The following is a 7113-nucleotide window of genomic DNA, read 5'->3' on the forward strand; positions in this document are numbered from 1 at the left end:
CGCGGCGGGCCAGGTCGCCGAGGTCCACCTCCTCGCGGGCCGCGTCGCCGGTGCCGATCCGGGCGAGCAGCAGCAGGTCGGTGACGATGTGCTCCAGCCGGTCGGTGTCGCGCAGCGCCGACTCGACCACGGCCTTGAGGTCGGTGTCGTCGGGGTGCATCGCGGCGTCCTCCAGGTTGGCGCGCAGGCCCGTGATCGGGGTGCGCAGCTCGTGCGAGGCGTCCGAGGCGAACTGGCGCTGCCGGTCCACGGCGCGCTCCAGCCGGTCCAGGGTCCGGTTCGCGGTCGCGGCGAGCTCGGCGATCTCGTCCTCGCCGGGCGGCTGCGGCACCCGCCGGGACAGGTCGCTGCCGCTGATCTCGGCGAGCTGGGCGCGGATCAGCGCGACCGGGCGCAGCGTGCGGCCGACGACCCGCCAGGTGACCCAGGCCACCAGCGCGGACAGGCCGAGCACGGCGATCACCATCAGCAGTTCGAGGGTGCCGTTCGCCAGCATCCACGGCATCGGGGTCGCGGCGTACACGACGACCGAGTCGGGCGCGGTGGTGACCCGGATCGCCTCGATGACCTCGCAGCGCCGGGCGGGGCCGCGGCCGTGGCACTGGTCGTAGTCGCGGACGCGTTCGTCGCGCGGCGGCCGGTAGTCGCTGAGGCGGGAGTGCCGGCCGGCGGCGGGGGTGGCGTCCAGCAGGTTGCCGCCGGGGCCGACGACCTGGACGAGCACGCGTCCGCCGGTGTCGTCCGGGATGGGCGAGGCGAGCGAGCCGTCGCGGATCGCGGCGCTGGTGCGGCGCGCGGACTGCGCGGTGTCCTGGACGAGCGCGGCGCGCACGGTGTTCCGGATCCCGAGGTCCGCGCCGATCGCGATCGCGCCGCACACCACGGCCGCCAGCACCGCGGCGACCAGAGTGTCGCGCGTCCTGATCGACCGTGGCCGCAACCGCATCGTGCTCCTCCTCACATTCCGCACAGCGTGTCACGCGGACACCTCCGCCGTCCCGTCACTCAGGCGACCGTCCGACCGCCCTGGATCCCCTGTGGCACAGGCGTGACCAGGCGTCCCGGCCGCCCGCGGACGGATGCCGCGCCCCTCGTCCGACACGGCACGTCGGCACGCGATGACCGTGCGGAGCACGCGTATCGGCGCGCCCGTAACCCCGCTCGGGGTTTCCCTCGGCCAGATCTGGACATTCCGCCTCAGAAAGACCATATCCGCGGCAGAAGGCGAGGACATGGGACGGGACGTTTCCGCCGCGACCATCAGCGGTGAGGACAGGCGCAGGTACCGGGAGAAGGTGCGGCGCGACCTCGACGTGCTGGCTCGCATGCTCGGCGAGTCGCAGTTCGAGTTCGAGCGCCCGCACATCGGGCTGGAGATCGAGCTCAACCTCATCGACACGGCCGGCGACCCGCTGATGCGCAACGCCGACGTGCTGAAGGCCATCGCCGACCCGGCGTGGGCCACCGAGCTCGGCCAGTTCAACCTGGAGATCAACATCCCGCCACGGGAGCTCGGCGGCGACAACGCCCACGAGCTGGAGCAGGAGGTCCGCGACCATCTGGCCCACGCCGACGCCCAGGCCCGCGACGTCGGCGCGGAACTGGTGACGATCGGCATCCTGCCGACGCTCCGCCGCGCCGACATCGGCGAGGAGGCGCTGTCCACCAACAACCGGTACAAGCTGCTCAACGACGAGATCTTCGCCGCGCGCGGCGAGGAGATCCGGATCGACATCGACGGTCCGGAACCGCTGTGCATGCACACCGACACGATCACCCCCGAGGCCGCCTGCACCAGCGTGCAGTTCCACATCCAGGTCAGCCCCGAGAAGTTCGGCGCGCACTGGAACGCGGCACAGGCCATCGCCGGGCCGCAGGTGGCGCTCGCCGCCAACTCGCCGTACCTGTTCGGGCACCGGCTCTGGCAGGAGACCCGGATCCCGCTGTTCGAGCAGTCCACCGACACCCGCCCGGAGGAGCTGAAGGCGCAGGGCGTCCGGCCCCGGGTGTGGTTCGGCGAGCGCTGGATCACCTCGGTCTTCGACCTGTTCGAGGAGAACACCCGGTACTTCCCCGCGCTGCTCCCGATCTGCGAGGAGGAGGACCCCGAGGCCGTCCTGGACGGCGGCGGCACCCCCGAGCTGCCCGAGCTGTCCCTGCACAACGGCACGATCTACCGCTGGAACCGGCCGATCTACGCGGTCGTGGACGGGCGGCCGCACCTGCGCGTGGAGAACCGGGTGCTGCCGGCCGGGCCGACCGTCGCCGACACGGTCGCCAACGGAGCCTTCTACTACGGGCTGCTACGCGTCCTCGCCGAGGAGGAGCGCCCGGTGTGGTCCCGGATGTCGTTCGCGACGGCCCGGGAGAACCTGCACCGGGCGGCGCGGGACGGCATCGACGCCCGGCTGTACTGGCCCGGTCTCGGCGAGGTGCCCGCGGCCGAGCTGGTGCTGCACCGGCTGCTGCCCCTCGCGCACGAGGGCCTGGACCGCTGGGGCGTCGAGCCGGCCCGCCGGGACCGGCTGCTCGGCATCATCGAGGGCCGCTGCCTCGCCGGCCGCACCGGAGCCGACTGGCAGACCGACACGGTCGAGGCCATCGAGCGGCGCATCGGGCCGCGCCGTCCCGATGCCCTGCGGGAGATGGTCCGCTCGTACGTCCACCACATGAAGTCGAACGAGCCCGTGCACACCTGGCCGGTCGGACCATGACGCGTCCCTGACGGGCGGACCGGTCCCCCCGCCGGGCGGGGCCGGACCCCCGCCGGACCGCGATCGGCACAGAATCCGCACAACCCGGCCCGGGGGCGCGCGCACCGCGCTCCTAGGGTCGGGTCATGCGCATCCTGGTCGTCGAGGACGAACCCACCATCGCCAGGGCGGTCACCGACCGGCTGTCCGCCGAGGGCTTCGCGGTGGAGACGGCCGGGGACGGGCCGTCCGCCGTCGCGCGGGCGCGCGAGACCGCCCCCGACCTCATCGTGCTGGACGTGATGCTGCCCGGCTTCGACGGGCTGGAGGTCTGCCGCCGCGTCCAGGCGGACCGTCCCGTCCCGGTGCTGATGCTCACCGCCCGCGACGACGAGACCGACAAGCTCGTCGGGCTCGGCGTCGGCGCGGACGACTACCTCACCAAGCCGTTCAGCATGCGCGAGCTGGTCGCCCGCATCCGCGCGCTGCTGCGCCGGGTCGAGCGCGCCGCGACGCTGACGCTGGCCGCGGCCGCGCCGGTCACCCGGCTCGGGCCGCTGGAGATCGACGAGCGGTCCCGCCGCGTCCGCCGGGACGGCACCGAGGTGCACCTCACCCCGACCGAGTTCGACCTGCTCGCCTGCCTCGCCCGGCGGCCCGGCGCGGTCCTCACCCGGGCGGTCCTGCTGGAGGAGGTCTGGGACTGGGCCGACGCGTCCGGCACGCGCGTCGTGGACGGGCACGTCAAGGCGCTGCGCCGCAAGCTCGGGCCGGACCTCATCCGCACCGTGCACGGCGTCGGCTACAGCCTGGAGGCCCACCCGTGATGGCCTTCGCGCGGGAGCGGGCGCGGCGGCGGCGCGGGTCGGCGGCGCACGCGTGGGAGCGGCTGCCGCGCCCGCTGGACCCGCTGCGGTCCATCAAGGTGAAGCTCGGCGTGCTGGTCGTGCTGACCGCCTGCGTCGCGATCGCGATCGTGCTGTGGGGGTACCCGCTGGGGTTCCGGGCGCGCGTGACCGTCCCGGTCGGGCTGCTGATCGCGCTGGTCGTCACGCAGCTCATCGCGCACGGGATGACCGCGCCGCTGCGCGAGATGACGGCGGCGGCGCGGGCGATGGCGCGCGGCGACTACTCGCGCCGGGTGCGGTCCACCTCGCGCGACGAGGTGGGCGAGCTGGCCCGCGCGTTCAACCGGATGGCCGCCGACCTCGCCGCCGTGGACCGGCAGCGCCAGGAGTTCGTCGCGAACGTGTCGCATGAGCTGCGCACGCCGATCAGCGCGCTGCACGCCGTCCTGGAGAACGTAGCGGACGGGGTGACCCCGGCGAGCCCCGACGTCCTGGAGTCGGCGCTGGAGCAGACCGAGCGGCTCGGCCGGCTGGTGTCGCAGCTGCTCGACCTGTCCAAGGTGGACGCCGGGGCCGTCCCGCTCGACCTGTCCGAGCTCGACGTCGCCGGGTTCGTGGACGAGGTGACCGCCGCGTTCCCGGGCGCGCCGGTCAAGGCCGACATCGCCCCCGGGCTGTGCTGCGTCGCAGACCGCGACCGGCTGCACCAGGTGCTCGCGAACCTGCTGGACAACGCCCTGCGGCACGGGCCGTCGGGCGGCGCGGTGACGGTCACTGCGGGGCCCGGGGACGGTCCGGGCGCGCTGGTCCTGGAGGTCTCCGACGAGGGTCCGGGCATCCCGAAGGGGCAGCGGGAGCGGGTGTTCGAGCGGTTCTCGCGCGGCGCGTCCGGCGCGGCGACCCCGGACGGCGGCACCGGCCTCGGCCTCGCCATCGCCCGCTGGGTCGTGGACATGCACGGCGGCCGCATCGGCGTCGTCGACACCCCGCACGGCTGCCGCATCCGCGTCTCCCTGCCGCCGCGTCCGGCGGGCGGCGAGACCGCGCAGGACGCCGCCGTCCCCGCGCCGAACGGACGCGACCCGGAGAACGAGCGCGACACCCTCCTGCGCGCGCAGGTGGCCGCCGCGTACGGCGCGACGCACCTGCTGGCGTCCGCCGAGGTCGACGGCACGGCGATCCCGGTGGTCGTCCCGGAGCCGTGGGCCTACGACGCCGACGTCGAGGTCTGGCGGCCGGTCGCGCGGATCGAGCCCGACCACGTCCAGGCGGAGCTGACGCCCGAGCGGCTCGGCGACCTGCTCGACCGCGGCGAGCCGATCCCGGACTGGTTCACCCCGCCCGCGGTCGCCGCCGAGCTCGCCGTCGCGCGTCCGCCCAAGCACGAGCGCGGCCTCACGGTGTTCTTCACCGGGCTGTCCGGGTCGGGCAAGTCGACCGTCGCGCGCGGCGTGTGCGACGCGATCGTCGAGCGCGGCGGGCGCACGGTCACCCTCCTCGACGGCGACGTGGTGCGCCGCCTGCTGTCGGCGGGCCTGACGTTCTCGCGCGCCGACCGCGACCTCAACATCCGGCGCATCGGGTTCGTCGCGGCCGAGATCACCCGGCACGGCGGCGTCGCGGTCTGCGCGCCGATCGCCCCCTACGCGGCGACCCGCGCCGAGGTCCGGCGGATGGTCGAGGCGGCGGGCGACTTCGTCCTGGTGCACGTCTCGACGCCGCTGGAGGAGTGCGAGCGCCGCGACCGCAAGGGCCTGTACGCCAAGGCGCGGGCCGGGCAGATCCCCGAGTTCACCGGCGTCTCCGATCCGTACGAGGAGCCCGAGGACGCCGACCTCACCCTCGACACCTCGACGATGACGCCGGACGAGGCCGTCGCGCGCGTCGTCGAGCTGCTCACCGAGGGCGCCTGGCTGCGCCCGGAGTAGACCGCCGTGGCGGTCTGAGCGGGGCTCCCGGGGCCGGGTGAGCCTCCGCCGCGGCCCGGGTGAGGCTTTCACTCCCCGGGGTTCTGTCCGGCGGCGGGAAATCGTAGGCTGGCACTCAGGTTTTCCGATATGTCTGGTAGGTCATGCCGATGCACTTCGATTGGGCGATGGCGGGCGGCTCGTTCCTGGTCGCCGTCGTGGTCGGGCTGACCGGGATGGGCGGCGGGGCGCTGATGACCCCGATGCTCGTGACGTTCTTCGGGGTCAGCCCGCTGGCCGCGGTCTCCAGCGACCTGGTCGCGGCGGCCGTGATGAAGCCGGTCGGAAGCCTGGTCCACCTGCGGCGCGGCACCGTGAACCTGCGCCTGGTCGCGTGGCTGTGCGCCGGGTCGGTGCCCGCCGCGTTCGCCGGGGTGCTGGTCGCGCGCGCCCTCGGGGACGGCGCGTCGGTGCAGGACGTCGTGCAGAAGGCCATGGGCGTCGCGCTCCTAGTGGCCGCCGCCGGGATCGTCCTCAAGGCATGGCTGGCGCGGGGGCAGGCGTCCGGCGACGAGGGGGCGCCGCCCGACATCACCGTCCGGCCGCTGCCGACGGCGCTGGTGGGACTGGTCGGCGGGCTCGTCGTCGGGATGACCTCGGTCGGGTCCGGGTCGCTCATCATCGTGGCGCTGCTGGCGCTGTACCCGGCGCTTCGCGCGAACCAGCTCGTCGGGACGGACCTGCTCCAAGCCGTGCCCCTGGTGTTCTCCGCCGCGCTCGGCCACCTGTTCTTCGGCGACTTCCACCTGGACGTCACGGTCGCGCTGCTCGCCGGGTCGATCCCCGGCGTCTACCTGGGGTCGCGGATCTCCTCGCGCGCGCCCGGCGGGATCATCCGCAGGGCGCTGGCGTTCGTCCTAGTGGTGTCCGGCCTGAAGATGTTCGGCGTCCCGGCCGTCCCACTGGCCTGGACCATGGTCGGCATGGCGGCCGCCGCCCTGGCGCTCTGGGCCCTCGCCCGCGCCCGTCGCCCACGGCAGGACGGCCCCGGCGGCGAACGTGAAGCCGGTGAGCAGCAGCCCGGAGACCAGCCAGCCGCCGGCCACGTCGGTGATCCAGTGCCGTCCTAGGTCGATCCGCGTGTAGCCCTCCACCGCCCCGGACAGCACGACCAGGGTGAACGCGGCGGCGATCCAGCGCGGGCTGGACGCCCAGCGCATGCCTCGTGCGCGCGCGTACTGGAAGATGAGGAAGACGCAGAAGCCGCCCTGGGCGAGCAGCCGCATCGTGGCACCGGACGGGTACGTGCCCGGGTTGGTCGGCGGGTGCCCGCGGTCGACGAGCCCCGCGAGCGCGAGCTGCCCCCAGTACTGCGTCACGAACATCACCGCGATCAGGACGACCGGGACCCACCGGCGGCGGCGCGCCAGCAGCAGCGTCACCACCATGGAGAAGATCGCGAAGTAGCGGGTCGCGGGCCGGTCGCCGACCTGCGTGACCTGCGCCATCAGGGAGGCCCAGCCGCCGTGCAGCCGGTGCGCCATGACCCAGTCGTAGACCGGCCAGTCGATCGCGTGCTGCCCGAACCGGAACGCGACCAGCCGTCCGAACGGCCAGGCGACGACCAGCGTCGTGCCGATGACCGCCGTGGTGAGCAGCGCGTAC

The 7113-nt window shown here is 74.2% G+C and carries 5 protein-coding genes and 1 pseudogene; 4 read left to right on the forward strand and 2 right to left on the reverse strand.

What is annotated here, in order from left to right; all coding sequences use genetic code 11:
- Positions 1-946: histidine kinase dimerization/phospho-acceptor domain-containing protein (locus AB0J52_RS21090; protein WP_500183372.1), on the reverse strand; the 946-nt coding region annotated here is incomplete at its 3' end.
- Between the two features lie 286 nt (positions 947-1232).
- Between AB0J52_RS21090 and AB0J52_RS21095 the strand changes: the two genes are divergently transcribed.
- The 4 genes from AB0J52_RS21095 to AB0J52_RS21110 all read left to right on the forward strand — a co-directional run bounded on the left by AB0J52_RS21095 (position 1233) and on the right by AB0J52_RS21110 (position 6578).
- A complete protein-coding gene (locus AB0J52_RS21095) occupies positions 1233-2714 on the forward strand; it encodes a glutamate-cysteine ligase family protein (RefSeq protein WP_500183373.1) in 1482 nt (493 codons plus the stop codon).
- A 125-nt stretch (positions 2715-2839) separates the two neighbouring features.
- Positions 2840-3520: a response regulator transcription factor gene (locus AB0J52_RS21100; protein WP_500183375.1), complete on the forward strand. Its 681-nt coding sequence runs from the start codon at positions 2840-2842 to the stop codon at positions 3518-3520.
- Positions 3520-5469: an adenylyl-sulfate kinase gene (cysC, locus tag AB0J52_RS21105; RefSeq protein ID WP_500183378.1), complete on the forward strand. Its 1950-nt coding sequence runs from the start codon at positions 3520-3522 to the stop codon at positions 5467-5469. Before AB0J52_RS21100 ends, cysC begins: the two co-directional genes overlap by 1 nt.
- Positions 5470-5618: 149 nt before the next feature.
- Positions 5619-6578, forward strand: a complete 960-nt coding sequence (locus AB0J52_RS21110) for a sulfite exporter TauE/SafE family protein (protein ID WP_500183377.1) — start codon at positions 5619-5621, stop codon at positions 6576-6578.
- Here AB0J52_RS21110 and AB0J52_RS21115 read toward each other — a convergent pair.
- Positions 6570-6992 (reverse strand): annotated as a pseudogene (locus AB0J52_RS21115) (hypothetical protein); the annotation flags it as partial. The gene AB0J52_RS21110 and the pseudogene AB0J52_RS21115 overlap by 9 nt on opposite strands.
- Positions 6993-7113 lie beyond the last annotated feature (121 nt).

It is taken from the genome of Spirillospora sp. NPDC049652 (assembly GCF_040675125.1).
Taxonomy (GTDB): domain Bacteria; phylum Actinomycetota; class Actinomycetes; order Streptosporangiales; family Streptosporangiaceae; genus Spirillospora.

Coding starts and splice junctions, on each gene's coding strand:
- AB0J52_RS21100 (WP_500183375.1), top strand. CDS start 2,840: ATGCGCATCCTGGTCGTCGAGGACGAACCCACCATCGCCAGGGCGGTC.
- AB0J52_RS21095 (WP_500183373.1), top strand. CDS start 1,233: ATGGGACGGGACGTTTCCGCCGCGACCATCAGCGGTGAGGACAGGCGC.
- cysC (WP_500183378.1), top strand. CDS start 3,520: ATGGCCTTCGCGCGGGAGCGGGCGCGGCGGCGGCGCGGGTCGGCGGCG.
- AB0J52_RS21110 (WP_500183377.1), top strand. CDS start 5,619: ATGCACTTCGATTGGGCGATGGCGGGCGGCTCGTTCCTGGTCGCCGTC.